Origin of the sequence: Providencia sp. PROV122, assembly GCF_028482365.1 — a bacterium.
Classification (GTDB): Bacteria; Pseudomonadota; Gammaproteobacteria; order Enterobacterales; family Enterobacteriaceae; genus Providencia; species Providencia stuartii.
This window is the reverse complement of record NZ_JAMPQI010000019.1, coordinates 26,776-52,960: the sequence shown is the minus strand read 5'-3', so window position 1 is coordinate 52,960 and position 26,185 is coordinate 26,776. Positions and strand designations below refer to the sequence as shown.

The window sequence follows — 26,185 nt, the reverse complement described above, 5'->3', positions numbered from 1 at the left end:
AAATCGCCTGTTTCAGGGCTAATCTCTCTAAGTGGAAATGCTCAGTTCCCTTTTATACCTATTTCCACTTTTCGATTTCCACTTTATTTACAGCGGCTATTTCGCCTTTCCAGTTCTATCATTACATTGCTAATAATTTGAATTTCAAAAGATTTAATAAATAAATTACTTAGTTATGCTTATTTTAGACACTCCAATATTGAGTTGTTTTCCATTTTATTTCCGGTTGGTTTAATTTTTATACGCATTACACTTATTTTCCCTTCCAATTTATTTCCACTTACAAGTGGAAATTCAATGTCTGCACAACTCCTATAGAACCGACTAAGGTATTCATCATGAAGGAACAAAGCGGTTTAATTGCATTATTACCTTGGATTTTAAACAGTTATGAGTGAATCAGTTGTCGTTTTCAAGATGTCGGAAGATAACCTCGATATCGATGAAGTAACACAGGAGCTGTTGGTCATCATTAGTGGCTGGCTTCAACAAGAAGATTGCTACACCACCGATGTACAACAACAGATGTTGGAGTCTCATCTGAGAGCCATGGTTGCGAGAGCAAAAACGGGTGAAGCGTTACCAGAAGTCGATATCAGTTTGTTCGATGAGATTTCGGCGCACTCGATAGCATTATCACAACGTGTTGTCGATGCACTTCCTGGATTAGCGCCAGAAGAGACATTTTTACTCTCTGTTCACTTTGAAGTTATCCGTTCGAATGATTAATTTTTGGGGAATATCACTATGAAACAAGTTGTTGTTGCTATCGGAGATCGTTTAGGGAAAGGCCAAAAAGTTGCCGCAGGTGTAGAGGCAGCAGGTGGCAAAGCGATTGTTGTGCCTGGCGTTGCCGCTGATATGAAGCTAGGTGATGTCATGAATGCCGAACACGCTGATTTGGGGATCTCGTTTTGTGGTAGTGGCGGCGCTGGAGCCATCACTGCACAAACCAAATATGGCTACAAAGCACGTTACGGTATGCGTTCAATTGAAGAAGGAGAAACCGCCATCGCAGAAGGCTGCACTGTATTAGGTTTCGGTTTTATGGATAAAGAAGAATTAGGTGAGCGCTTGGTTAAAGCTTATATCAAAAAATACGGCGACGCGTAATGAAGAAATCTATCGAAACGGTTGTGCGAGTCTCGGGGCAAGGTGACAGCAAGCAAAAAGCGATCGCTGATGCACTGAACTCGGTTCAACGCACGGTACTAAAAGAGAGCAATGACATAATCCTGCGAATCGAACCTAAGGATGTTGCCGTTGTAAGTGCACACTCGCACTCGCGGACAGAAAAATTTCTTTTCGTCTTTCTGCCGCGTAAACGTGAACATTTCCGTGTGGTGCTCGACGTTTCGCTAGATGTCACCCTACTTTCTGTCAACGAAATACCATTTACAGAACAATAAAAACAATTCAGGTCTGGAGGCATTTCTATGAGTGAAACTGCATCTTTCTTAGAAATATTGGGTATGTCCCTCATCATCGGCGGCCTATGTGGCTTTGGCCTTGGTGCAGGGGCTGCTCGTATGTTCCATGCCCCTACAGTGCAAGGAATGGGGGCATTCCGTACACTTGGGGAACTTAATGCCTGTGAAGGAGATCCCGCATCTCACTTCTCATTCGGTTTAGGATTCTTTTTCAACGCATGGGCATCATCCGTTGCCGCGGGTGCATTCACACAAGACGTTGATCACCGCATTATTCCTAACTGGGGGGCAGCCGCTTTATTATCCAAAAATCGTAATGTGGCTGAAACACTGCATAACCCGAAAAAAATGGCGATTGCCTGTACCGTGATCGGGGCCTTAGTCGTCGCGTTCTTAAATACGACCGCTTCTGCTGTTCCTGCTGCGCTGCAAACAACCGCAATTAATGTGTTAGTTCCTGCGGCAAACCTGTTGGTTAACACAGTGATGCCTGTGATTTTCTGGCTAGCCGCTATGGATGCAGGTCGACGCTCTGGCTTCTGGGCAACCCTTTTCGGTGGTTGTGCTCAGCTGATTATGGGAAATGCTATCCCAGGTTTAGTCCTCGGTATCCTGATCGGTAAAGGCGTTGATGATAACGGCTGGAACCGTGTGACACGCACAATGATGATCACTGTCGTATTGCTGTTTGTTTTGAGTGGCTTCTTCCGTGAATTTGACTTGAAGATGATCACCTCTTTCCATCTGGATAAACCTCTGTGGCTTGAATACATCCATGGACTATTGAGCGGGAAATAATCATGACAACTGAAATTAACAAACAAGATTTTTGGTACGCGGAGTGGTCCTTCCCAATCTTTGTCGGACTGTTATCTGCTGGAATTTTTGCCGGTACTCATATGTATGTTGTTTATGGGTTCGGGGCATTTAACGAAGTTGCGTTCGTGGCAATGTTAAAAGCCGGCTTAGATACGGGGGTTTACGGTGCGGTCGCCGCATTTGGTGCCAGCTTCCTATTTGCTCGTATTATCGAAGGTTCATTGGTTGGTATTTTAGATATTGGCGGTGCACTACAAACAGGGATAGGCCTCGGTGTTCCTGCACTGTTCCTTGCCGCCGGATGGGATATTTTAGTTACCAATTTCTGGATCTCACTGGTCACAGGTTTAGTGCTTGGTTTAATTATCGGCCTGATCATTATCTTTGCGCGTAAATTTACCATTGCACAAGCCAACTCCACCTTTGGTGCAGACATCATGATGGGGGCTGGTAATACCTCAGGTCGCTTCTTAGGGCCTTTGATTATCCTCGCCGCTATGGCTGCATCGATACCAATTGGTATTGGGTCACTAATTGGTTCATTGATCTTCTATGTATGGCAAAAACCCGTCGCAGGTGGCGCAATTTTAGGGGCGATGCTATTTGGGTATTTCTTCCCTCTTGCAGCCTAACCTCATGATAAAAAAGAAGGTAACTATGTATTCTCTAATCATCAAACAGGGTAAACGTATCGATGGAACACACATTGATATTCTTATTAAAGATGGAAAAATCGAAGCTGCAGGCCCTGAGTTGGCCTGCAACCAACAAGCTGAAAAATGGATTGATCTGAAAGGAAAAATCTACGTCAGTGCCGGATGGATTGATTCACATGCTCACTGTTTTGTTGAGTCTCCTATCTATTTCGATCAACCAGATTTAGCCGGTGCTGCTGGAGGTGTTACTTCATTAGTTGATGCAGGCAGTGTTGGTGCTGATGATATCGACAAATTTTATCAATTAACCCAAAAAGCCCAAACCAACGTCTTTTCATTATTAAATATCTCTCGTATCGGTATTATCGCGCAAAATGAGTTATCAGATATGAAGAATATTGATGAAACCTGTTTTCAGCAAGCGATTGAGCGCCATGAGGGTTTTGTCGTTGGTATGAAGGCTCGCATGAGTAAAAGTGTTGTTGGTGATAACGGTATTGAACCGCTGCTTAAAGCGAAACAAATGCAGAAAAAACATCGACTGCCACTTATGGTACATATCGGTAATAACCCACCCAATATTGATGAAATTGCCGATCTCTTAACACGCGGCGATATTATTACTCACTGTTTCAACGGTAAACCGAATCAAATTCTCGGTAGTGATGGTAACTTAAAACCCTCTATTGCCCGAGCATTAGCTCGAGGAGTGATTTTGGATGTGGGTCATGGCGCTGAAAGCTTTAGTTTTAAAGTCGCCGAACAAGCCATGCGTATTGGTACCTACCCAGACATTATTAGTTCCGATATCTACCACCGTAACCGCGTTAATGGCCCTGTCTACAGCCTTGCATTTGTGATGACGAAATTCCTTTGCATGGGCTTTAGCGCTGAAAAAATAATTCGTTGTGTAACAGAAAAAGCTGCCGATTTATTAGCGCTTCCCGCAAAAGGTTACTTAAAACCTGGTTTTGATGCTGATATCACGCTATTTGACCTGAAAGAAGAACGCACAGAGCTGACGGATGCAGAAGGAGAATGTCGTACTGGCACTCATCGCTTTGTGCCTATAGCGGCAATTATTGGCGGAAAACATATTGTTCATGCAGAAGGTGAATCTGAATATGCAATCGATTTATGAGAAATATCAGCTAAGACATGTGATTAACGCCTCTGGCCGCATGACCATACTCGGCGTCTCTACGCCGAGTCCAGAAGTTGTCGAACGCGTAGCTTACGGCCTAAACCATTACTTTGAGATCAAAGATCTGGTTAATAAAACGGGCGATTATATTGCCAAATTGCTCAATGTCGAAAGCGCCGTTGTCGTCTCTTGTGCTTCAGCAGGGATAGCACAGGCAATTGCTGCGGTGATCGTGCGTGATGATGATGATTTACTGCTAAATCTGCACTCATCGTCAAAAAACGTACCACGGGAAATCATTTTACCGAAAGGCCATAATGTGAATTTCGGTGCGCCTGTCGATACTATGGTGGCATTAGGTGGTGGTAAGGTTATCGAAGCGGGCTTTGCCAATGAGTGTTCACCTACACAACTATCAGCTAAGGTAACGCCACAAACAGCAGCCATCCTCTATATTAAATCTCACCATACAGTTCAAAAAAGTATGCTCAGTGTTAGCGAAGCGGCTGCCGTTGCTCGCCAACACAATCTTCCTTTAATTGTTGATGCTGCTGCGGAAGAAGATCTCACCAGTTACTACCAATCCGGCGCTGATTTAGTTATTTACAGTGGCGCAAAGGCCATTGAAGGCCCTACAAGTGGGTTAGTGATCGGTAAAAAAACCTATGTGGAATGGGTAAAACGTCAGAGCCAAGGTATTGGCCGAGCCATGAAAGTCGGAAAAGAAGGGATTTTAGGCCTGACGCTCGCGATCGAGCAATATTTGACAGCCACTAAAGAAACTGGCGCGGAGATGGTTGAGCGCATGGGTGAATTTATCGAAGCACTCAATTCGCTGCCTGCCATTTCAGCACGTATCGTTTGGGATGCGGCTGGACGTGATATTGCACGTGCTGAAATTAGTTTCGATGAAAAAATGATAGGTAAAACAACTTACCAAATCATGAATGAATTAAAACAAGGGGATACGGCAATCTATTTCCGTGAATACAAAGCGAATGAAGGCAAAGTGGAAGCTGATATTCGTAGTGTTAGCAATGAGCAACTTAATACGATTGCTGAACGTATCCGATTGTTAGTTAAAGGAATGTAGTATGAAATTATCACCAAATTTTTATCAAGATCGGGTATGTTTAAATGTACTCGCAGGCAGCCATCAAAATGCCAAAGATATTTATGAAGCCGCGGAAACCTTTGTGGTCGTTGGCGTGCTCTCTAAAAATTACCCTGATTTAACCAGTGCCATTGCAGATATGCGCATCTATGCAAAAGAAACCAATAATGCGCTTTCTGTTGGTTTAGGGGCCGGTGACCCTAACCAATCCACAATGGTTTCGTTGATTTCAAAAGCGATCCAACCGCAACACGTTAACCAAGTCTTCACAGGCGCTCCAATTAGCCGCGCCCTGCTTGGGCAGGATGAAACCTTTGTCAATGCGCTGGTTTCACCAAGTGGAACAAAAGGCATGGTGAAAATATCAACGGGGCCATTAAGCTCCCAAGCACCTGATGGTATCGTGCCGGTAGAAACGGCGATTATGATGCTTAAAGACATGGGAGCTAGTTCAATCAAATTCTTTAATATGAAAGGGTTAACTTATATTGAAGAGTATAAAGTCGTTGCACAAGCCTGTGCCAAATTTGACTTTTCCCTTGAACCTACAGGGGGGATTGATTTGGAAAACTTTTCCCAAATTTTACAGATTGCATTAGATGCTGGTGTGAAAAAAATCATCCCTCATATCTATAGTTCAATCATTGATAAAGAGAGTGGAAATACACGTCCAAAAGATGTACGCCAACTGCTCACAATGGTTAAACAAGCACTAAAATAGCGTTAATCAGTTTGCCTCAAAGAGTAGAGGGGGATATTTTCCCCTCTACAATAAACATCTATTATTTTGTCTATCATAAAGAATAAAATTCATATCCATAGCTCCCCCTATTAATCGCCCATAACTATGTTGACTGGTATATCGCTTTTCCACCGGAACCAAAATCAGACCGATAATTTTTTATCTCGCTCATTTTTCTAATAAAGTAATGAGTATCCTTATTCGCAAAAAACTCTATTAATTTTTTACTGCAACAGACTATATCTAAATTAAAGCTTTTTCATCGCGATAGTTGCGTATTTTTCTTTCTGTATCATTAATAATGACTGGCTCACCTATTTATTACTTCTTAAACAAACGACACTTTTAAATTCCATCTAACTGACTTAATCCCCATTCATGACTAAATATACTATTTTCTACTCATCACTTTTCCTGCATTACTTTATCTTTAATAGTGATAACGTTTTTATTATTTTTAAAGCGCTCAACTTACACATTATAAAAAGGCAAAAAAAGAAATACACAAAGCAAAAATATAGCTTATTTGACGGACAATACGCTATTATATATGAGCTATTTAATTAGCTATTCATATGCAAATTTTTTCACTGGGTATTTGCGCTTAAACTCTTTCGATAATATCGTTGCTTTTCTTAGTTCATCAATGGTCATCTGTTTTTCCATGTTATTTAACGTATCCTCATCGTATTTAACGGAATAAGCAGCTATCGAATACCATGCGTAACCTGTAACTTTATCTCCCATGTTAAAAGTTTGTCGCCCCAATTCTGTTTGAGCGCGCTCATTTCCTTGTTCCGCCGAGGCTTTCAATAGTAATAATGCTTTTTGCGGATCTTTTTTAAGATAGCTCCCTGTTAGATAATGTTCAGCAAGATGTTTTTGTGCAACGGGGTCATTTTGAGCGGCTGATTTGTTTAAATATTCAATGCTGAGGCGTTTCATATTGACCTTATTTTTAACATTAGCCATCCAATAATCGTTTTCACTGGTGATATATTGCGCAATAGCATCCCCATGATCTGCCGCCTTTTTATGCCATTCAAATGCCATATCTCTATCACGCTGAATATGAACGGTATCCTTTTCATACATGTTACCTAGCTGATACTGCGCCTCAGCATTCCCAGTATCTGCCAGTTTATTGGTTTTAATAAACAGCTTAGAGGGTTCTCTTAATTTTTGCCCTTCCATTAATGGCTTATAATTAGGCGATAATAACGGAACGATAACATTGACTTCTTCGTCAGGCTTTAGCCAATGACGATTCACATTAGAAGGATAATTATTGAATATGGGGGCAGATGTACTTGATACACTTTGATAATGCTTATCACTATTATTTTTTAATTTAATTAGAAATAAATAGTTATGAGCAATTTCATTGAGCTTCATCATCCATTCATCATTGACGTCTAATCCAAATTCATCGTTACCATTTGCATGAAGTGATAATGTCTTTGGTGATGAACTTCCCCCTAAATCAATCGACGTTTCAAGCACAAGGAAATCTCGCCCATCAATCATTGAACAGTCAATAAATTTAGTATTTTCTAATTCTGTGGCTTGTTCTTTTAATAAATTAACATTATCGCAACTTTCAATTATTGAAAAAAGATTAATTTTTTGTGTTGTCGCTTTTTCATTTATTATTGATTCTATATCAATTGGCTTATAATCAAGTAAATAAGCATTCGCGTCTATCACTATAAGACTTAGAAATAAAGCGAGATATTTCATTGTATAAACTCTCTTTTAGAATGGGATATTTCTCTTATCGGACTTCATTATATGGTATTACCAATATTATTCGAATACGATAATTTACTATAAAAATTTGGTATGCATGACACCCTATAAAAACGTACCAATGAAAAAAGATGCAGCCTTTAGGCCCCCAAAAGATAGGCACTATCGCATATGAGTATAAAAAATGCCCCACCGTACTCATGCACGTTGGGGCGTTTATTTGAGGAGTCGGCCGATAAGCCGGGTTCTGTCGTGGACAACCATTCATCTAGGCCAGCACTTGCGCACTGGCTCCAGCAACCTACCCGAGTTCAATGCGGGCCGCACCATATGAACCCCTATTTGGTCTTGCTCCGGGTGGAGTTTACCGTGCCACGGACTGTTACCAGCCGCGCGGTGCGCTCTTACCGCACCCTTTCACCCTTACCTGAGCCTGTAAACAGGCCATCGGCGGTTTGCTCTCTGTTGCACTAGTCGTAGGCTTGCGCCTCCCAGACGTTATCTGGCACCCTGCCCTGTGGAGCCCGGACTTTCCTCCCCTCTACCCGTCTCCCAAAGGACAACGATAAAGCAGCGGTTGTCTAGCCAACTCCGAGGCGGATTATAGGCACTTTATCTATTCATGTATAGGGGTTTGTACCGTTATTCCTCGTCACTTGATTGTTCAAGCATCAATTTATATAAGCGGTTCTTTTTCAACCCGTATATTTCGGCGGTAATCGCAGCCGCTTTTTTCGGTGGCAACTCTTGCTGTAATAAGTTTAAGGTACGGATCACTTCCGGTGAAATATCATCCTCATCTAGATTCGCTTTATAGCCTTCAACAACCAGCACCATTTCGCCTCGATGACGGTTTTCATCTTCTTTAACCCACGCTAATAATTCACCGACAGGGCGCCCTTCGATTGACTCCCAAGTCTTGGTTATTTCACGAGCAAGTACAACATGCCGTTCTGGCCCCCACACTTCAACCATGTCTGCTAAACTATCGAGTAAGCGATGTGTTGACTCATAAAAAATTAATGTGCGAGTTTCTCGTTCAAGTGCTTTAAGGGCGTCTTTACGACCTTTACTTTTGGCGGGTAAAAAACCTTCATAGCAAAAACGGTCAGAAGGTAACCCCGCAGCACTGAGGGCAGTGATAGCGGCGCATGCTCCCGGTAATGGAACAACGCGGATCCCGGCTTCACGGCAGCGAGTGACTAAATGATAACCAGGATCGTTAATTAAAGGTGTACCTGCATCGGAAACTAATGCGATACTATCACCCTGTTGAAGTCTGCTAATTAATTGATCTGCCTTCTGCTGTTCATTATGATCATGTAAGGCAAACATGCGTGCATTAATGGCAAAATTCTGCAACAGCATTCCTGAATGCCGTGTGTCTTCTGCAGCGACAAGGTCAACATGTTTAAGAACATCCAGCGCACGTTGCGTGATATCGCCCATATTACCGATAGGGGTAGGCACAATATACAGCGTGGATGCCATAACCACTGCTTGATTAGGTTGATTCATTGTTTCATCCGAATAGCCGGTTTAAAATTAAGCAACTGAAAATACACCACTGGATACAGTATGCGTCCTTCAATTTTTTTGCATGTAAAAAAAGGGTTAATCTGCACGGCAATGCTATCTGCTTTAGTGTTGTCAGGCTGTCAACTCACAGGGGATAACAGAGCACCGATCACCCCAACGACACCTGAGCAAATCAGCTCTGAAGTCAGTCGTTATCAGTCTATCATTGATTCTGCACAAGGTAAGCCTTCCGTTGAGGCTTTACGTGCCTATATCAGCCAAGAGCCATTGCTAACAGAACAAGCTGCTCATCAGGCAAATATCGATGGTACGTGGCAAATGTTAACACAAATGGCACCTAATCAGGTGGAGGGAATTGGAGTCGAAGAAAATACCCTCGCTGGATGGGTTGATTTGTTGGATATCTACCTCAATAACCGTGACGATATTGATGCACTACGTGCCGGTATTAATGACTGGAAAATCCGTTATGCGGATCACCCAGCGGTAAAAACCCCACCAAATCAACTTACTCAGTCATTGCAACCACCAGTTGGAACCTCACCAAAAATTGCGCTTTTCCTTCCTATGAGCGGTCAAGGGAAAGTCTTTGGTGAAGCTATTATGCGGGGCTTTATGGATGCACAAAAAGGCTTACCACAAGCACCTGTGGCAACCAGCAATAGTGCACCAGTAGCAACACCTGAGGCAAATAGCGGTAATGATGTATTAGAGCAAATCTATGCGGAAGTTGCAGCGACCACAGGTAATAGTAGCCCAAGCAGTGAGTCTGAAGTGGTCAATCCTTCGTTGAACATTGCGCCCGCGCCAACCAATACCCAAAGTGTCAAAGTCTTTGATACGAATGGGAAGTCACTGCCTCAGTTACTGCAACAAGCACAAAGTGAAGGCTTCACGTTAGTGGTTGGTCCACTATTGAAACCTGAAGTACAAGCGATTGCGCAAGCAGGATCGCCATTAAGTGTATTGGCACTGAATGAATTAGATGCCGATAAGCTACAGCCACGCCCAAATCTTTGCTATTTTTCCTTGTCGCCAGAAGATGAGGCCAAAAATGCTGCTGCACATATGATGGCCGATGGGAAACGTGCTCCATTGCTTCTCGTTCCTTCAAATGCCTTTGGTGAGCGTATTGCTAAAGCATTCGCTGAAGAGTGGCAATCAAAAGGTGGCGCAACCGTACTCAAACAGTCCTTTGGATCTACTGCATCGCTCAAAGAGTCGATAAACCGCGGTGCGGGTATTCGCATGACAGGTATACCTGTTATTGTTAATCAGCAAGTGGCCGCAAAATCAATCGATGGACAAAATTATCCTGAGCTTACTCAGCCTGAGCCGCAAGTAAGTTCAGCGAGTGCCGTTGATGCGGTCTATATTGTGGCGACTCGTGATGAATTAACTTTAATCAAACCAATGATTGAAATGGCGATTAGTAGCCGCCAACGCCCTGCGCTCTATGCTAGCTCACGCAGTAACCAAGCAGGTAATGGCGCTGATTTCCGTTTCGAAATGGAAGGGGTTAAATTCAGTGATATTCCATTGTTAGCGGGTGCAAATAATAATTTGCGCAAACAAGCTCAACAAAAGCTCAACAATGACTATTCCCTATTACGTCTTTATGCGTTAGGGGTCGATGCTTGGGCACTCGCGAATAACTATGATCAATTACAACACAATGCTCAATTCCGCTTACAAGGTGCATCTGGTGCCTTAAGTGTCGATAAAAACTGTGTTGTATACCGCGATCTTCCTTGGTTGCAATTCAATCAAGGGCAAATCAAATTGGCAAAATAAATTTTGTCGCGCAATTAGGATAATTGCCAAACTTTAAGACAAGGACGTCATGCAACCTCTCAAAAAAACATTAAAATGGTTAACTGGCCGGTACTATGAAAATCGGGTACTGGCTTTCCTGCAACAACAGGGGTTAACATTTATTGAACGAAATGCCAGAAATCGCCATGGTGAAATTGATCTTATCATGCGTGATAGCACTGGTTGGGTATTTGTTGAAGTACGTTTTCGCCAAGATAAGCAATATGGTGGAGCACTGTTATCAATTGATCGGTGCAAACGCAGAAAACTGATTGCCACCGCTAAATATTGGCTTGCCGAAAAACAAGAAAGCTTCGAAACTACCGCATGTCGTTTTGATATCTGTGCGATTACTGGTCGTCAGTTTGAATGGATACAGAATGCCTTTAACGATAGTGAACATGTTGGTTAATTTCACAGGAAAATAAGCAAGTGCTGGATAGAATTAAAGTCTGTTTTACAGAAAGTATTCAAACTCAGATAGCAGCGGCAGAAGCATTGCCGGATGCAATATCACGGGCAGCAATGATGATGGTTCAATCACTGCTAAATGGTAATAAAATTTTGTGCTGTGGAAATGGTGCTTCAGCGGCAACAGCACAACGTTTTGCCGCGAGTATGATCCATCGGTTTGAAACTGAGCGTCCGAGTCTTCCCGCACTCGCACTAAATACGGACAATGCCGTTTTAACCGCGATTTCTGGTAGCAAACAACCAGCTGAAATATATGCTAAACAGGTGAGAGCACTGGGTCAGCATGGTGATGTTTTAATGGCTATCTCAACACATGGAAATAGTAGCGATATTATCAAAGCGGTTGAAGCTGCTGTGACGCGAGATATGACGATTGTAGCACTGACGGGTTATGATGGTGGCGAGCTAGCTGGCCTCTTAGGCCCTCAAGATGTGGAAATACGCATTCCATCACAACGTAGTGTCAGGATCCAAGAGGTCCACCTTCTTACCGTGAATTGTCTTTGTGATCTCATCGATAATACACTTTTCCCCCATCAGGATGATTAAGGAGCAAAAATGCGATTACTCCCAATAGTAGCCATTGTTGTCAGCATGACAATGCTACAAGGCTGTATTGGCGCTGCCGTTGTTGGTTCAGCGGCGGTTGCCACCAAAAGTGCGACAGATCCTCGTACGGTCGGTCAGCAAGTTGATGATGGCACGTTAGAAGCTCGTGTCAGTGGTCAACTCAACAAAGATAAAGACATTACAGGCAAAGCGCGCATTATTGCGACAGCATATAAGGGAAATGTTCTGCTAACCGGCCAAAGTCCTGATATGTCATGGGCTGAGCGAGCGAAGCAGATAGCAGCAAATGTCGAGGGAACCAATGCGGTTTATAATGAGGTCCGCCAAGGAGAGCCCGTTACTTTAGGAACAGCGTCAAAAGATACTTGGCTCACAACCAAAATCAAATCCAAAATTCTCACTAGCGATGCGGTGAAGTCCTCCAGTGTGAAAGTGATTACTGAAAATGGTGAAGTATTCTTGCTAGGTGTTTTAACTAAGCAAGAAGGTGATGCTGCTGCAAAAATTGCCAGTGAAACAGATGGCGTCCGTCGTGTTACGACCGCTTTTACCTATCTCAATTAATCATAAACAATAATATATTGTTATAAAAACAAAAGTCATGAGTAAAAATTCATGACTTTTTTATTTGGTCGGACCAATAGCGTTGCTTTTCAGATAATTCCTACCTCCAAGAAGGTACATCTGATTCAAGATCCAAGCCTGCCGCTTTAACACATAAGAAGAAGGTGATTCTACCTTAAATCGATGAGGATTTGGTAGAACTGCTGCTAATAGTGCAGCTTCCTCCATAGTTAATTGATTTGCTGACTTTTTAAAGAATTTTTTTGATGCCTCTTCAACCCCAAAAACCCCATCACCAAACTCAACTATGTTTAAATAAACAGTAAGGATTCGTGTTTTAGACCACATAACTTCCATAATAGGAGTCATCGTTGCTTCAAGCCCTTTTCTTATCCAACTTCTCCCATTCCATAACCAAAGGTTTTTTACTGTTTGTTGAGAGATAGTTGACGCGCCTTGAATCGTCTTTTTTTTACTCATATTATGCTTATAAGCCCTCTCTATCGCTTCGAGATCAAAACCCCAGTGATGAGGAAAATTTTGATCTTCGGCGGCTATTACCGCCAAATACAGATAGGGAGAAATGTGATTTTCATCAACCCACTCAGAATGAGAAACATAAGAAAAGTTTAAGTTTATCCATGCGGATATTTGCTTTTCTATCATGACGGCAGAAAATGGCACTGGTAAGAACTTAAATGCAATCACAGTCAAAAACCAAAAAGCGGCTAATGAAAGAAAAACTTTCCTTAACCAGCGCCATAATAGAGAAATTTTCACTCTCATTTAGTTGATCATGCCATTTCTAATACTTTCTCAACGAGCTTATTAATACCGATTTCAGCCTCTGAGATCGATTGAGCCAGCATATAAGCAGGTGTTGTAACGACTTTGTTAGCATGATCGACCACAATATTATCGACAGTACAGGTAATGTGCTTACCTCCCATCTTTTCAATGTGGGCAATCGTTTCCTTATCGTTACCAATTGTTAATTCAACTGATGTATTTAAAAGCTTAGGAAGCATAACGGGCGCAATACATATTAGGCCTAATGGCTTTTTCTGTTGGTGCATTTGTTGGACTAAACTTAATAGTTCTTTATTAATTTCACAGTCACTTCCTTTAACCGCGAAATCACATAAATTCTTTGCTGCACCAAAACCACCAGGAATTATGAGGGCATCTAGCTTATTTGCATCCGCAGAGGATAAAGGCGCTATTTTCCCACGAGAAATTCTTGCAGCCTCCTCCATTTGATTGCGTTTTTCTGTTTTTACTTCACCAGTAATATGATTTATAACAGTAGGTTGATCTTCATCTGGTGCAAAAAAGTGGACTTCGACATTTTTTTTACTTAAAGCTAGCATAGTTAATACTGACTCATGGATCTCGCTTCCATCAAAAACACCACATCCACTTAAAATAACCGCAATTGATTTCATATCTCGCTCCATTTGTAGTAAATTATCACTGAACCGCAAAAAGGGAATAAACATCAATCTTCATCACAGATTTTAATGAATCTTGTAACAAATTCGCTAATATTTGGTATCTTGGTATTATTCTCTTAAGCAGTAAACAGATTCTAAAGGTCTGCCCAAAAAGAAAACCATAGGTAGATCAACGATTTCCCTGGTGTTGGCGCAGTATTCGCGCACCCCAACTTCGGTTGGGGTTATTTTTTTGCACGCCCGTCAACGTAGTTTCTCAAAGTTTCTATATCCGACTTCCAATCCTGTTTTAACTCATCCACCCACTCTTGTACATTATCCCACCAAGCAGGTAGTTCAGGTGATTGAATTTGTTGTGCAATTTTTTGCAAATTTTTCAATCCTACAGAGCCTGCGGCCCCTTTAATTTTATGCGCTTCTTCGACGATACCTTTCTGATCTTTTGCCACCATATTGGAATCTAAAATCGCTAAATAGCTTGGTAGCATTTTTTCAAAGACTTCGAGGCCGTCATAAATAACTTGCGGGCCAACCAACTCCATATACTGTTCCAGCATCTCACAATCTAGCACGGACTCATCAGTATCGCCGCAAACGCTTTGTATGCCCTTCTGAGGCGTTTCATTCGCATGCTCACCCCAGAACTGCTCAATGACCTGTTTAAGGGCTGAGACGGCCAATGGCTTGCTTAATACGCCATCCATGCCTGCATCGAAATACTCTTTCTTATCTTTCAAAACATTCGCCGTCAGTGCGATTAATGGAGGGAGATCCTCTTTCTGGTAGCGTTGATTCAATTCACGAGCAATATCAATTCCCGTCATATCTGGCAGTTGAATATCTAGTAGCACTAAATCGTATTCACCAGGAGCGAACATCGTTAATGCCTCTTTACCGTTCATGGCAACATCAACGGTATTTCCTAATTTCTCCAGCACAGAGCAGGCTACGACGACATTTAGCTCAATATCTTCCACAAGCAAGATATGTAAAGCAGGTAGTGGATACTCATCGTCATTGACTTGTGAATCAATCACTTCTTCTTCAATAACAGGTGCTACAATGGATAGCGTAAAAATTGAGCCTTGCCCAATTTCACTTTCAACTTGAATATCCCCGCCCATATTTTGTGCAAGGCGGCGTGATACCGACAGCCCGATCCCTGTGCCTGTTGCGGGTTTGCCACCCGCACTGTCTGTTACTTGGTAATACATCGCAAAAATTTTATCTAGCTCATCTTTCGGAATACCAATACCGCTATCTTGAACACGGAAGAATAGCTTATCTTCCCCTTCTCGCCAGATACTCAATTTAACTTCACCTTGCTGAGTGAACTTGACGGCGTTTCCAATGAGATTCCAGAGAATTTGACGAAGTCGGGTGCCATCTGTCAGCACTTTTTCAGGCAGTCCAGCCGCCACATCCATGACAAATTTCAACCCTTTCGGTTGAACTAAAAGACCACTGAGATTTTCTAAGTCATTGACAAATTGAGGTAAAGCAACAGGTTGATTATCTAATTGAACTTTACGACGTTCTATCTTATCCATTTCGATCACGTCATTGAAAATGTTCCCTAATGTGACCGCACTAACATGGATGGTTTTCAGATAATTCATTTGTTCCGCCGTTAGGTCTGTGTCTAACAGAATACGGCTTAGCCCGACAATACCATTGAGCGGCGTGCGAAGTTCGTGGCTAATTGTTGAAATAAATGTCGTTTTATCGCGGCTTGCGTTCTCCAATGCCTCTTGATAGCGCTTACGCTCTGTAATATCACGCCCAAAGCCCATTAGACCATGTCGCTTACCAACCCGATCATAAAACGGCACTTTACGTAGCTCAAAACACGCTTTTCGCCCATCCGGATAAACGAGCCACTGTTCATAGGTGAGAGAAACATTGTGGCGGAATACCTTTTCGTCGGTTTCCATCACTTTAGAGGCGATTTCAACATCATAAATATCTAACGGGGTTAACCCAACAAGGTGTTTTTCACTCTTACCTGTTAACAGCTCCATTGCCCGGTTACACCCTGAAAACTCATTGTTTTCATTACGGTAATAGACCAAATCTGGCGATGCATCAAGAAACGAACGCAATAATGTGGACTGCTGCTCAAGCTCAATTTGTGTTTGCTCGCGGTGTTTCATTTCTTGTTTTAATTGCTCAAGCAATTCAAGATGCGCGCTTTCCGCTTTTTCCCGCTCAATAATTTCCTGATTAAGCTGCTCTATGTTGCCTTGCAATTGCGTATTAAGTTCAGCATCGCGCTTACGCATCACTTCCAGCTTATCGACCATGCGAGAAAGGCGCTGCCGAGACTCTTCAAGTTGTTCAACCACCACCGATAAAAAATAGACAGCTAATGGTGTAATAATTAAACCAAAGAAAATAGAGCCAACCAAATCAAGGCTATCAACTTGACCACGCAATACAATTGTCACCGCCATTTGCATTATCATTGCGAGAACAACCAATGCAGATGCGAGTAAGAGCGAAAACCGGACGAGTCCGAGCTTCATCATTAAATCGACATAATATTGCGCAAGACCGCGAAGTACTTTCATAACCACCCCTTAATATGATACTCATTGAATCATATATCAAATAAGGCAAATCCGAGTCATTGTTGATAAGAAATGTCGATCCTGCTCATCAATAAAAGGGATTTTTTGTTACTCATACGATTACCACCCCTCTTTATTCACGGTCTTTATGCTCGATACCTTATTATTCAAAAATAAAATAATACGCGATATTCTTTAATTGAAGCACGTTCCTTATCTAAAATACACTTTATTTTTCAAAAATATAAGCATTTATAATAACAAACAACTACATTATTAATTTTATAAAACAACAAAAAACAGAATAAAAAACCAGCCTAACTCTTAAACTAAAAACATTTAATTATTTAATAAGTAAAACTCGATAGAGTTAGCGCAAAAAAAATCAATTTATTGGTGATGTATATCACAGTATTTACAAAAACAAGACGTGCATCACAAAAGCATTTTTGATAAGTTTTTCTTTCTTTATCAAATAAATAACATTATTTTATCTTGCAAATAATGCTTATTACGCACTATTTGACCTAGAAAAAGAATCTCGCTAAGTTAAAACCTGACCGTGTACCGCCCTCTCTGCTGATGACGTATACATAACAATTACTCCCATACACTGTTTATTTTTTATTAAGAATAGAAACAGCGACTCATTGGCGCTGTTGTTTGGTGTGCTCAAAAGATAACCAGTAAAAAAGATGAGTAAATGAATGAATTAACCCAAAGCAATAAGCCAGAGCAATAAATAGAAGAAACCAAGATAACCCATTGAATTTATTTACAGTGAAGAGCAAAGAAGTACGCCAATACAGTTGTAGTTAAAACCTCTACGGTAGCTATTTCCTAGATATTTCGCGCTACAACTAGGCATAAAGAACCGGTTCCCTGAAAGTAGAGCAACACTCTCTATTCAGCGGAAAAAACATAGCAATAACGTTGTAGTACGAAAGACGACGGAGAATCTATGCTGTACGATAAAAGATTAGAGAAAGACAACTGTGGCTTTGGCCTGATTGCCCATATCGAAGGTGAACCTAGCCATAAAATCGTCAGAACCGCTATCCATGCACTCGCCAGAATGCAGCATCGCGGTGCAATCCTCGCTGATGGAAAAACAGGCGATGGTTGCGGCTTATTGTTACAGAAACCTGACCGCTTTTTCCATTTAGTGGCACAAGAGCAAGGGTGGCGTTTAGCACGTAACTATGCCGTTGGGATGATCTTTCTAAGTCAAGATGAAACCATTGCAGCAGATTGCCGACGTATTATTGAAGAAGAGATCTTAGATGAAACCTTAGCGATTGTTGGGTGGCGTGAAGTTCCTATTAACCGTGAAATTCTTGGCAGCATTGCACTTTCTAGCCTCCCGAAAATTGAGCAGCTATTTATCAATGCCCCTGCCGGCTGGCGACCACGAGACCTTGAAAGACGCTTATTCGTTGCCCGTCGTCGTATCGAAAAACGTATTCATGACGATGATTTTTATATCTGTAGCCTATCTAACCTTGTCACCATTTATAAAGGGTTATGTATGGCAACGGATCTGCCCCGTTTTTACCCTGATCTCGCCGACTTACGAATGGAATCTGCTATCTGCCTTTTCCACCAGCGCTTTTCAACCAATACCGTACCACGTTGGCCACTGGCCCAGCCATTTCGCTATTTAGCGCATAACGGGGAAATTAATACCATTACAGGCAACCGCCAATGGGCGCGGGCGCGCTCATACAAGTTTCGTACCCCCCTGATCCCTGATTTGCAAACAGCGGCACCTTTTGTCAATGAAACCGGATCAGATTCAAGCTCTCTCGACAATATGCTCGAATTATTGCTCAATGGAGGGATGGATCTTATTCGAGCGATCCGTTTACTTGTTCCCCCCGCTTGGCAAAATAACCCCGACATGGATGAAGATCTCAAAGCCTTTTTTGACTTCAACTCCATGCATATGGAGCCTTGGGATGGCCCAGCAGGTTTAGTCATGTCTGATGGCCGTTATGCTGCTTGTAACCTAGATAGAAATGGTCTACGCCCAGCCCGTTATGTGATTACCAAAGATAAGCTCATTACATGCGCTTCTGAAGTTGGCATTTGGGATTACCAACCTGATGAGGTGGTCGAAAAAGGCCGTGTTGGCCCCGGTGAGCTAATGCTAATCGACACCCAAGAGGGGCGTATTTTGCACAGTGCGGAAACAGATAATGACCTAAAGAGTCGTCATCCGTACAAAGAGTGGCTTGAAAAAAACGTTATTCGGTTAACGCCATTTGAAGCCATGGAGCAAGCGCAAGATGCGGTAGGGCAACGCTCCATGGACAACCAAACCCTTGCCTCATATCAAAAGCAATTTGCTTACAGCAGCGAAGAGTTAGAGCAAGTTATCCGAGTCCTTGGTGAAAATGGCCAAGAAGCCACAGGGTCAATGGGGGATGACACCCCATTTGCCGTGCTTTCACAGCGTCCACGCATTCTTTATGATTACTTTCGCCAGTCATTTGCACAAGTCACTAACCCCCCTATCGATCCACTTAGGGAAGCACATGTGATGTCGCTTGCCACCTGTATTGGGCGAGAAATGAATGTGTTTTGTGAAGCGGAAGGGCAAGCGCATCGGCTCAGTTTTAAATCCCCTATTTTGCTCTATTCTGATTTCCAGCAATTATGCCAACAAGATAGTCGCTACTATCAAACAGCCACTGTCGATATTACCTATCCACCTTCTGTTTATTCATTAAAACAAGCGATTGAAAATCTGTGCCAAGAAGCACAGCAAAAAGTACGTGATGGCGCCGTATTATTAGTGCTTTCTGACCGTAATATTTCACCAGAGCGCTTGCCTATTCCTGCCGCAATGGCCGTAGGTGCCGTCCAGCACTGTTTAGTTGAAAACCATTTACGTTGCGATGCTAACTTAATTGTCGAAACAGCCAGCGCCAGAGACCCACACCACTTTGCGGTGTTATTAGGTTTTGGAGCAACGGCTATCTACCCTTACTTAGCCTATGAATCACTCGCAGCAATGGCGGAAAAACAGCTGTTTGATAAGCCTCTTGGTAACGTTTTGCTGAATTACCGCAATGGTATTAATAAAGGGCTATATAAGATCATGTCGAAAATGGGGATTTCGACAGTGGCCTCATATCGCTGTTCAAAATTGTTTGAAGCCGTTGGCTTACATGAAGAAGTCACCCAACTGTGCTTTGACGGTGTAGTCAGTCGAGTTAGTGGAGCTAACTTTAGTGACTTTGAATTAGACCTATTTAATTTATCCCGTAAAGCATGGCTACCGCGTCTACCTATAGAGCAAGGCGGTTTACTCAAATATATGCATAATGGTGAGTACCATGCCTACAACCCTGATGTGGTAAAAACCTTACAGCAAGCCGTCCACAGTGGTGACTACAATGATTATCTAAAATATGCGCAACTGGTGAATAATCGCCCAGTCACGACGTTCCGTGATTTACTCGCCTTAAAATTTTCAGATAATGGAATTTCGCTGGACGATGTAGAGCCTGAAGAAGCGCTATTTTCACGTTTCGATACCGCTGCAATGTCGATTGGGGCATTAAGCCCAGAAGCACATGAAGCGTTAGCCATCGCAATGAACACGCTCGGTGGTTTTTCCAATTCAGGCGAAGGTGGAGAAGACCCCGCACGCTACGGTACACAAAAACGTTCACGTATCAAACAAGTCGCTTCTGGGCGTTTCGGCGTCACTCCGGCTTATTTAGTCAATGCTGATGTCATTCAAATCAAGGTGGCTCAAGGTGCGAAACCGGGTGAAGGTGGGCAATTACCGGGAGACAAGGTCACCCCGTATATTGCACGTTTACGTTATTCCGTGCCCGGCGTCACCTTAATTTCACCACCACCACATCACGATATTTATTCAATTGAAGATTTGGCACAGCTTATTTTTGACCTCAAACAAGTCAACCCTCACGCTCTTATTTCCGTCAAGCTGGTGTCTGAGCCGGGTGTTGGCACTATAGCGACGGGGGTTGCAAAGGCATATGCTGATTTGATCACCGTCGCAGGTTATGATGGCGGAACTGGAGCGAGTCCAATTACCTCGGTTAAATACGCTGGGTGCCCATGGGAGCTTGGCCTTGTAGAAACGCAGCAAGCTCTTGTCGCCAATGGGTTACGTCATAAAATTCGGCTACAAACAGATGGCGGCCTAAAAACGGGCCTTGATATCATCAAAGCCGCTATATTAGGCGCCGAAAGCTTTGGTTTCGGCACAGGCCCCATGGTTGCATTAGGTTGCAAATACTTACGCATATGCCATCTCAATAACTGTGCAACCGGTGTTGCAACACAAGATGATTCCCTGAGGCAACATCACTATCATGGGTTACCTGAGCGGGTGATTAATTACTTTCGATTTATTGCAAGGGAAACCCGCGAGCTAATGGCGGCATTGGGTGTGACTAAACTGACTGATTTAATTGGTCGCACAGATTTACTTGAAATTATTGAAGGTACTACGGCAAAACAGAGCAAAATTAACTTGCAAAGCCTATTAGCGACGAGCGTACCACAGGCTGGCACAGCGGTGTTTTGTACTGAAAAGAACCCTTCTTTTGATGAAGGTTTATTAAACCAACGTATTTTACGTGATGCAGAGCCTTATTTAGCCCAAAAACAATCAAAAACCTTTTTCTACGATATCATGAATACCGATCGTTCCGTTGGTGCCGCACTCTCTGGTGAAATTGCTCGTCGTTTTGGTGACCAAGGCTTTGCAGCAACGCCGTTACAACTCTATTTTACAGGAACAGCGGGGCAGAGCTTTGGCGTGTGGAATGCAGGTGGTGTCGAATTGATTTTAACGGGTGATGCTAATGATTATGTTGGCAAAGGCATGACGGGAGGGATTATCGCGATCCGTCCACCGGTAGGCTCTTCCTTTGCAACACATAAAACCACCATCGCGGGTAACACCTGTTTATATGGCGCCACAGGCGGTAAACTCTATGCAGCGGGTCTAGCTGGTGAACGTTTTGCGGTACGTAATTCAGGTGCAACCGCCGTCATTGAGGGGATTGGTGATAATGGTTGCGAATATATGACAGGTGGGATCGTCTGTGTGCTTGGTAATACAGGGATCAATTTTGGGGCTGGTATGACAGGCGGATTCGCTTATGTTCTTGACGAAGAAGATAACTTTTCACGTCGAGTTAACAATGAAATGGTTGAGTTGCTATCCGTCAATGAGTTGCCTATCCACGCAGAGCATTTACGTGGGCTCATCACTGAACATGTCCGCTTAACACATTCATCCCGTGGCGAAGCTATCTTAGCTGATTGGGAGTACTGGGTAAGCCGTTTTGCATTGGTGAAGCCCAAATCCAGTGACATCAATGCGCTCTTAGGCCATCGTAGCCGTTCAGCAGCCGAATTACGCGTCCAAGCACAGTAAGGAGAGAAAAATGAGCCAGAATGTTTATCAATTTATCGACTTACAGCGTGTTGACCCGCCGAAGAAAACATTAAATGTTCGTAAGATTGAATTTGTGGAAATCTATGAACCTTTTAGCGCGATCCAAGCACAAACACAGGCAGATCGCTGCCTTTCATGCGGCAACCCATACTGTGAATGGAAATGCCCTGTACACAACTATATCCCTAATTGGTTAAAACTAGCGAATGAAGGGCGTATTATTGAAGCTGCTGAGCTTTCTCATCAAACTAACAGCTTGCCTGAGGTATGTGGTCGAGTGTGTCCTCAAGATCGCCTATGTGAAGGCGCATGTACCCTAAACGATGAGTTTGGTGCTGTCACTATCGGTAATATTGAGCGTTATATTAATGACACTGCCTTTGCAATGGGCTGGCGTCCCGATCTTTCCCATGTTGTGCCAGTCAATAAACGTGTTGCAATTATCGGGGCTGGCCCTGCTGGTCTCGCCTGTGCCGATGTTTTAGCGCGCAATGGTGTTCAAGCAACCGTGTATGATCGCCACCCTGAAATTGGGGGATTACTCACTTTTGGTATCCCTGCCTTCAAGCTCGAAAAAGAGATTATGTCTCGCCGTAGAGAGATTTTCACCGCTATGGGAATTGAGTTCAAACTGAATACGGAAATTGGCAAAGATCTGCCTTTAAGTGATTTGCTCAATGAATATGACGCCGTATTTATAGGTACAGGAACTTATCAATCAACGAAAGGGCAGCTAGCCAATGAAAATGCCCATGGCGTCCATGATGCCTTGCCGTATCTGATTGCCAATACGCGTCATTTAATGGGGTTTGAGGAGTTACAGGATGCACCTTATATCGACCTCAACAATAAGCATGTTGTCGTGCTTGGTGGTGGTGATACTGCAATGGATTGTGTCCGTACTGCTATTCGGCAAGGTGCAAAAAGAGTTAGCTGCGCTTATCGTCGAGATGAAGCGAGTATGCCAGGGTCGCCTAGAGAGGTAAAAAATGCGCGTGAAGAAGGCGCTGAATTTTTATTTAATGTGCAGCCAGTCAGTATTGAAGTCGATCAACAAGGAAAAGTATGTGGTGTTAAGGTGGTGAAAACCAGTATGAGCACATCTAAAAATGGTCGTGCTCAAGCTGAAGTCATTGAAGGGTCTGAGCATTTGCTCCCCGCAGATGCCGTGATCACCGCCTTTGGTTTTCGTCCACATGTTATGCCTTGGCTCGCAGATCACGATGTGCAACTCGATAATCAAGGGCGTATTATCGCGAGTCATGATGCGCTTTTGGCCTACCAGACTTCAAACCCCAAAATATTTGCAGGGGGGGATATTGTCCGAGGCTCTGATTTGGTTGTCACCGCAATCGCTGAAGGGCGTAAAGCTGCCGATGGTATTTTATGTTTTATGGGAGTCTAATTGCTAACGCCTTAGTAAGCGACCGATAGGCCGTAGTGATACCCCCTCCTAATGCCAGTCAGCTAAACTGACTGGCATTTTCTTGTCAGGATATTGATCGGATTTAGATTTATGGCTTATCCATGTATTGCAAAACACCGATTTTCGCGTTTTCTAGTTTGTTTCGTTTTCAACCTAAAGATCATCTATCTCGCGAGTCAATCTCATCACACAAATACAAACCCATAAAAAAATAGTGCGGTTCGATTTATCAATAGTCATGAGAGCCGCTATTTCATTATATTAGGAATGGTTATATAACGTTCATAACAAATATTGATGAGCGGCTTCGACTACTTATTAGTAATTTTAGCTATATGTGTTTGTCCCATCTAAAGTGCTACAGCACGATACTATTTTATCTAAGCCTTAAGCTTCGTTAAATGGCTATAGAGGGTAACTCGTCTCATTTACTGATAAGGGATAATAAAGTCTACAATTCATCAGACGCTTTATTTTCTCGATAATATTTTTCAATTATGCGTATTACGAATAAAACCATTTGTATAAAGATAATATCAATATACAAATGGCTATCTCGAAGTGATCGCCTAAATAGGCCACTGAGAGTGTTTATCGGCATGATTTAATCGCTATCTATACCGATTATGTTGAAATAAGTGACAATATTATTGATATTTATCTCACTCAACGAATAAAAGATCAGATCCACTCTCGTGATATCAGTTGGGATTATTATATTGATGCCCAAGATATATGTGATTTTTGACTAAGAAATATAACTGTAGAAGAGGCTAGATAAAGCCAAAGTAAAAGTAGCTTTCAGTAATTATACGTATCATCCAGCATCGCTAGTTGAATTATTAAAAGGTTTATCTGGCTGGAAAATTGATGCTGTAGTTCTTCTTGAACGCGATAGCAAGCAGCTTACTGATTAACTGGTTAATATAAATTGGTGTATCTCAATTAATAAGGAGTGGACAGCATCACCGATGCTAGAAGTAAGTAGACTCAATCAGCAACACCATAAAAAAATCCGATATTATATTCCTTAATATCGGATTTTATATATTCAAAGGGTCATCAGCCATTTCGCCAATTTTTTCTTTATTGATCAGCGTCGAAGATGCTCTTCCCTCTATTTTTTAACCTAGATAACTTACCAACTATTTGATAACTCTGAGAGATGGCCTACCTTTAGGGGGTGGCGTTGGTTCATCATCCGATGCTGTAGATTCATCACTTGTCGGCTCTGATTCGTGAACTAACATGATGTTATCCGCTGGGTTATCTTCAACCACTTCTGGCTCACCTGATAATTGCTCTTCATAGGCTGTTTCAGGTTCGAACATCATGCCAGCCCCATTTTCACGAGAGTAGATAGCGATAATCGCAGCCATCGGAACATACACCTGACGAGGTACGCCACCAAATCGTGCGTTAAAACGTACTTCATCATTTGTGATCTCAAAATTACCAACCGCACGCGGCGCCACGTTCAAGACAATTTGCCCATCACGAACAAATTCCATTGGTACGTTGGTATTAGGAACGGAGACATCAACTACCAAATGCGGCGTCATATCGTTATCGAGCAGCCACTCGTAATGCGCGCGTAACAGATACGGGCGTCGAGGTGTCATTGGTGCCATTTCCATCATGACACTTAGCCTCGTGCCGAAAGACGCATTTCGCGCTCTAATTCAGTCAGTGAAGCCAAAAATGCGTCACGTTCAAAAACACGTTGCATATACATTTGCAGGTGCTTGCTGCTTGAAGGCTTCAGTTCAATACCCAATACAGGTAAACGCCATAATAGCGGTGCTAAATAGCAATCAACGAGACTGAACTCTTCGCTCATAAAGAAAGGCATTTCAGCAAAAACGGGTGACACCGCAATCAGCTCTTCAGCTAATTGGCGACGCGCGTTATCGGCTTCCTGTGCACTTCCCTTCTCAATTTTGTACATCAGAGAATACCAGTCTTTTTCAATGCGATGCATCAGTTGACGGCTAGTACCACGCGCAACTGGATAAACAGGCATTAATGGAGGATGAGGGAAACGCTCATCAAGGTATTCCATGATGATATGTGGGTCATATAGGGTCAGATCACGGTCAACAAGAGTAGGAACACTCTGGTATGGGTTTAGATCAATCAGATCTTGAGGCAGATGACCTTGTTCGACATGTTCAATCTCAACGCTAACCCCTTTCTCAGCCAAAACGATACGGACTTGATGACTAAAGATGTCGGTTGGCCCTGAAAATAATGTCATTACCGAACGTTTGTTAGGAGCGACAGCCATTAAAACCTCCAAGTTGCATAAAAATGAACTAAACTGTAATAAGTTTTTTAATAATTACGAGCCCGCTCATTTTAAAATCCCCTGTGCTAAAACTCTCATTTATCCATATTGAAAGCCAGCACAACCCTCTCGCAATAATGCTGCGAGAAATAAGAAAATAAAAAGCAGTCGCATATTCTAGCAGATTTTGTGCAACTTAGGGGGATGTTGATGAAAAAATCATAACTAAATGTCTTTTAAGACAAATAAAAACATAAAAAATAGAGCATTAACATACTTAATGAAAACTTATTAGCATATAAACCTTGAAGTTAACTCTAAAGTTATCACTTTCAGAAAGAAAATAGTTTTTCTCAAAAGTGAGTAAATTACCTAAAGATCAGTAA

21 protein-coding genes and 1 other RNA gene are annotated in these 26,185 nt (G+C 42.5%); 14 read left to right on the top strand and 8 right to left on the bottom strand.

All coding sequences use genetic code 11. From position 1 onward, the window contains the following. Window positions 1–390: 390 nt before the first annotated feature. The 8 genes from PSE69_RS14545 to dagF are packed head-to-tail and all read left to right on the top strand — an operon-like array spanning window position 391 to window position 5,884. Complete coding sequence (locus tag PSE69_RS14545; protein ID WP_004925351.1) at window positions 391–729, top strand: transcriptional antiterminator; 339 nt, start codon at window positions 391–393, stop codon at window positions 727–729. An 18-nt stretch (window positions 730–747) separates the two neighbouring features. Beyond that, entirely contained in the window at window positions 748–1,113 is a 366-nt protein-coding gene (locus tag PSE69_RS14540; protein WP_004925354.1) for an SFCGS family glycine-rich protein, read from the top strand. Then, window positions 1,113–1,409 (top strand): DUF4312 family protein, encoded by a 297-nt coding sequence (locus PSE69_RS14535; RefSeq protein WP_004925357.1) that lies wholly within the window; start codon window positions 1,113–1,115, stop codon window positions 1,407–1,409. Before PSE69_RS14540 ends, PSE69_RS14535 begins: the two co-directional genes overlap by 1 nt. A 27-nt stretch (window positions 1,410–1,436) precedes the next feature. Next, entirely contained in the window at window positions 1,437–2,228 is a 792-nt protein-coding gene (locus PSE69_RS14530) for a DUF4311 domain-containing protein (protein WP_014657591.1), read from the top strand. A gap of 2 nt (window positions 2,229–2,230) precedes the next feature. Beyond that, window positions 2,231–2,881: a DUF4310 family protein gene (locus PSE69_RS14525; protein ID WP_004925362.1), complete on the top strand. Its 651-nt coding sequence runs from the start codon at window positions 2,231–2,233 to the stop codon at window positions 2,879–2,881. A 25-nt stretch (window positions 2,882–2,906) separates the two neighbouring features. After that, window positions 2,907–4,046 carry an amidohydrolase/deacetylase family metallohydrolase gene (locus PSE69_RS14520; RefSeq protein ID WP_014657590.1) on the top strand — a complete coding sequence of 380 codons (1,140 nt, stop codon included), beginning with the start codon at window positions 2,907–2,909 and terminating at the stop codon, window positions 4,044–4,046. After that, window positions 4,030–5,142 carry a DgaE family pyridoxal phosphate-dependent ammonia lyase gene (locus tag PSE69_RS14515; RefSeq protein ID WP_004925369.1) on the top strand — a complete coding sequence of 371 codons (1,113 nt, stop codon included), beginning with the start codon at window positions 4,030–4,032 and terminating at the stop codon, window positions 5,140–5,142. The genes PSE69_RS14520 and PSE69_RS14515 overlap by 17 nt, the downstream gene beginning before the upstream one ends. A gap of 1 nt (window position 5,143) precedes the next feature. Then, on the top strand, window positions 5,144–5,884 hold the full coding sequence (gene dagF, locus PSE69_RS14510; protein WP_154610245.1) for a 2-dehydro-3-deoxy-phosphogluconate aldolase: 741 nt from the start codon (window positions 5,144–5,146) through the stop codon (window positions 5,882–5,884). 588 nt (window positions 5,885–6,472) lie between these two features. On the opposite strand, the gene PSE69_RS14505 is transcribed toward dagF, so the two are convergent. The 3 genes from PSE69_RS14505 to rsmI form a co-directional block, all read right to left on the bottom strand. After that, complete coding sequence (locus PSE69_RS14505) at window positions 6,473–7,645, bottom strand: tetratricopeptide repeat protein (RefSeq protein WP_121874587.1); 1,173 nt, start codon at window positions 7,643–7,645, stop codon at window positions 6,473–6,475. Window positions 7,646–7,874: 229 nt separating this feature from the next. Then, an RNA gene (gene rnpB / locus PSE69_RS14500) (RNase P RNA component class A) lies at window positions 7,875–8,247 on the bottom strand. Between the two features lie 49 nt (window positions 8,248–8,296). Then, a complete protein-coding gene (rsmI, locus tag PSE69_RS14495; protein ID WP_004925382.1) occupies window positions 8,297–9,172 on the bottom strand; it encodes a 16S rRNA (cytidine(1402)-2'-O)-methyltransferase in 876 nt (291 codons plus the stop codon). Window positions 9,173–9,232: 60 nt separating this feature from the next. On the opposite strand from rsmI, the gene PSE69_RS14490 reads away from it, so the two are divergent. Genes PSE69_RS14490 through dolP form a run of 4 tightly spaced genes read left to right on the top strand, consistent with a single transcriptional unit; the run spans window position 9,233 to window position 12,616 of the window. Continuing rightward, window positions 9,233–10,987, top strand: coding sequence for a penicillin-binding protein activator (locus PSE69_RS14490; RefSeq protein ID WP_104873211.1), 1,755 nt, complete (start codon window positions 9,233–9,235; stop codon window positions 10,985–10,987). Window positions 10,988–11,036: 49 nt separating this feature from the next. Next, window positions 11,037–11,420: a YraN family protein gene (locus tag PSE69_RS14485; RefSeq protein WP_004925388.1), complete on the top strand. Its 384-nt coding sequence runs from the start codon at window positions 11,037–11,039 to the stop codon at window positions 11,418–11,420. A 20-nt stretch (window positions 11,421–11,440) separates the two neighbouring features. Next, window positions 11,441–12,031 carry a DnaA initiator-associating protein DiaA gene (gene diaA / locus PSE69_RS14480; protein WP_036943080.1) on the top strand — a complete coding sequence of 197 codons (591 nt, stop codon included), beginning with the start codon at window positions 11,441–11,443 and terminating at the stop codon, window positions 12,029–12,031. Window positions 12,032–12,040: 9 nt separating this feature from the next. After that, window positions 12,041–12,616, top strand: coding sequence for a division/outer membrane stress-associated lipid-binding lipoprotein (dolP, locus tag PSE69_RS14475; protein ID WP_004925393.1), 576 nt, complete (start codon window positions 12,041–12,043; stop codon window positions 12,614–12,616). 60 nt (window positions 12,617–12,676) lie between these two features. Here the strand turns inward: dolP and mtgA are convergent, their stop codons facing one another. The 3 genes from mtgA to arcB form a co-directional block, all read right to left on the bottom strand. Further along, a complete protein-coding gene (gene mtgA / locus PSE69_RS14470; RefSeq protein ID WP_014657584.1) occupies window positions 12,677–13,402 on the bottom strand; it encodes a monofunctional biosynthetic peptidoglycan transglycosylase in 726 nt (241 codons plus the stop codon). A gap of 8 nt (window positions 13,403–13,410) precedes the next feature. Continuing rightward, entirely contained in the window at window positions 13,411–14,061 is a 651-nt protein-coding gene (elbB, locus tag PSE69_RS14465) for an isoprenoid biosynthesis glyoxalase ElbB (protein ID WP_014657583.1), read from the bottom strand. Between the two features lie 233 nt (window positions 14,062–14,294). Continuing rightward, window positions 14,295–16,640, bottom strand: coding sequence for an aerobic respiration two-component sensor histidine kinase ArcB (gene arcB, locus PSE69_RS14460; RefSeq protein WP_014657582.1), 2,346 nt, complete (start codon window positions 16,638–16,640; stop codon window positions 14,295–14,297). 961 nt (window positions 16,641–17,601) lie between these two features. On the opposite strand from arcB, the gene gltB reads away from it, so the two are divergent. Further along, entirely contained in the window at window positions 17,602–22,065 is a 4,464-nt protein-coding gene (gltB, locus tag PSE69_RS14455; RefSeq protein ID WP_053109779.1) for a glutamate synthase large subunit, read from the top strand. Between the two features lie 10 nt (window positions 22,066–22,075). Beyond that, entirely contained in the window at window positions 22,076–23,491 is a 1,416-nt protein-coding gene (locus tag PSE69_RS14450; protein ID WP_121874586.1) for an FAD-dependent oxidoreductase, read from the top strand. A 1,166-nt stretch (window positions 23,492–24,657) separates the two neighbouring features. On the opposite strand, the gene sspB is transcribed toward PSE69_RS14450, so the two are convergent. After that, on the bottom strand, window positions 24,658–25,149 hold the full coding sequence (sspB, locus tag PSE69_RS14445; protein ID WP_014657579.1) for a ClpXP protease specificity-enhancing factor: 492 nt from the start codon (window positions 25,147–25,149) through the stop codon (window positions 24,658–24,660). 8 nt (window positions 25,150–25,157) lie between these two features. Further along, the gene (gene sspA, locus PSE69_RS14440; protein ID WP_004925425.1) at window positions 25,158–25,799 is read right to left on the bottom strand and encodes a stringent starvation protein SspA; all 642 of its coding nucleotides are present in this window, start codon (window positions 25,797–25,799) and stop codon (window positions 25,158–25,160) included. Window positions 25,800–26,185 lie beyond the last annotated feature (386 nt).

What these genes read in the sequence shown, in the direction of transcription:
- PSE69_RS14505 (WP_121874587.1), bottom strand. Translation starts at nt 7,645, where the DNA reads ATGAAATATCTCGCTTTATTTCTAAGTCTTATAGTGATAGACGCGAAT.
- PSE69_RS14490 (WP_104873211.1), top strand. Translation starts at nt 9,233, where the DNA reads ATGCGTCCTTCAATTTTTTTGCATGTAAAAAAAGGGTTAATCTGCACG.
- PSE69_RS14450 (WP_121874586.1), top strand. Translation starts at nt 22,076, where the DNA reads ATGAGCCAGAATGTTTATCAATTTATCGACTTACAGCGTGTTGACCCG.
- arcB (WP_014657582.1), bottom strand. Translation starts at nt 16,640, where the DNA reads ATGAAAGTACTTCGCGGTCTTGCGCAATATTATGTCGATTTAATGATG.
- PSE69_RS14540 (WP_004925354.1), top strand. Translation starts at nt 748, where the DNA reads ATGAAACAAGTTGTTGTTGCTATCGGAGATCGTTTAGGGAAAGGCCAA.
- PSE69_RS14530 (WP_014657591.1), top strand. Translation starts at nt 1,437, where the DNA reads ATGAGTGAAACTGCATCTTTCTTAGAAATATTGGGTATGTCCCTCATC.
- PSE69_RS14525 (WP_004925362.1), top strand. Translation starts at nt 2,231, where the DNA reads ATGACAACTGAAATTAACAAACAAGATTTTTGGTACGCGGAGTGGTCC.
- PSE69_RS14535 (WP_004925357.1), top strand. Translation starts at nt 1,113, where the DNA reads ATGAAGAAATCTATCGAAACGGTTGTGCGAGTCTCGGGGCAAGGTGAC.
- PSE69_RS14520 (WP_014657590.1), top strand. Translation starts at nt 2,907, where the DNA reads ATGTATTCTCTAATCATCAAACAGGGTAAACGTATCGATGGAACACAC.
- dagF (WP_154610245.1), top strand. Translation starts at nt 5,144, where the DNA reads ATGAAATTATCACCAAATTTTTATCAAGATCGGGTATGTTTAAATGTA.
- sspB (WP_014657579.1), bottom strand. Translation starts at nt 25,149, where the DNA reads ATGGAAATGGCACCAATGACACCTCGACGCCCGTATCTGTTACGCGCG.
- gltB (WP_053109779.1), top strand. Translation starts at nt 17,602, where the DNA reads ATGCTGTACGATAAAAGATTAGAGAAAGACAACTGTGGCTTTGGCCTG.
- PSE69_RS14545 (WP_004925351.1), top strand. Translation starts at nt 391, where the DNA reads ATGAGTGAATCAGTTGTCGTTTTCAAGATGTCGGAAGATAACCTCGAT.
- rsmI (WP_004925382.1), bottom strand. Translation starts at nt 9,172, where the DNA reads ATGAATCAACCTAATCAAGCAGTGGTTATGGCATCCACGCTGTATATT.
- elbB (WP_014657583.1), bottom strand. Translation starts at nt 14,061, where the DNA reads ATGAAATCAATTGCGGTTATTTTAAGTGGATGTGGTGTTTTTGATGGA.
- PSE69_RS14515 (WP_004925369.1), top strand. Translation starts at nt 4,030, where the DNA reads ATGCAATCGATTTATGAGAAATATCAGCTAAGACATGTGATTAACGCC.
- mtgA (WP_014657584.1), bottom strand. Translation starts at nt 13,402, where the DNA reads ATGAGAGTGAAAATTTCTCTATTATGGCGCTGGTTAAGGAAAGTTTTT.
- sspA (WP_004925425.1), bottom strand. Translation starts at nt 25,799, where the DNA reads ATGGCTGTCGCTCCTAACAAACGTTCGGTAATGACATTATTTTCAGGG.
- dolP (WP_004925393.1), top strand. Translation starts at nt 12,041, where the DNA reads ATGCGATTACTCCCAATAGTAGCCATTGTTGTCAGCATGACAATGCTA.
- PSE69_RS14485 (WP_004925388.1), top strand. Translation starts at nt 11,037, where the DNA reads ATGCAACCTCTCAAAAAAACATTAAAATGGTTAACTGGCCGGTACTAT.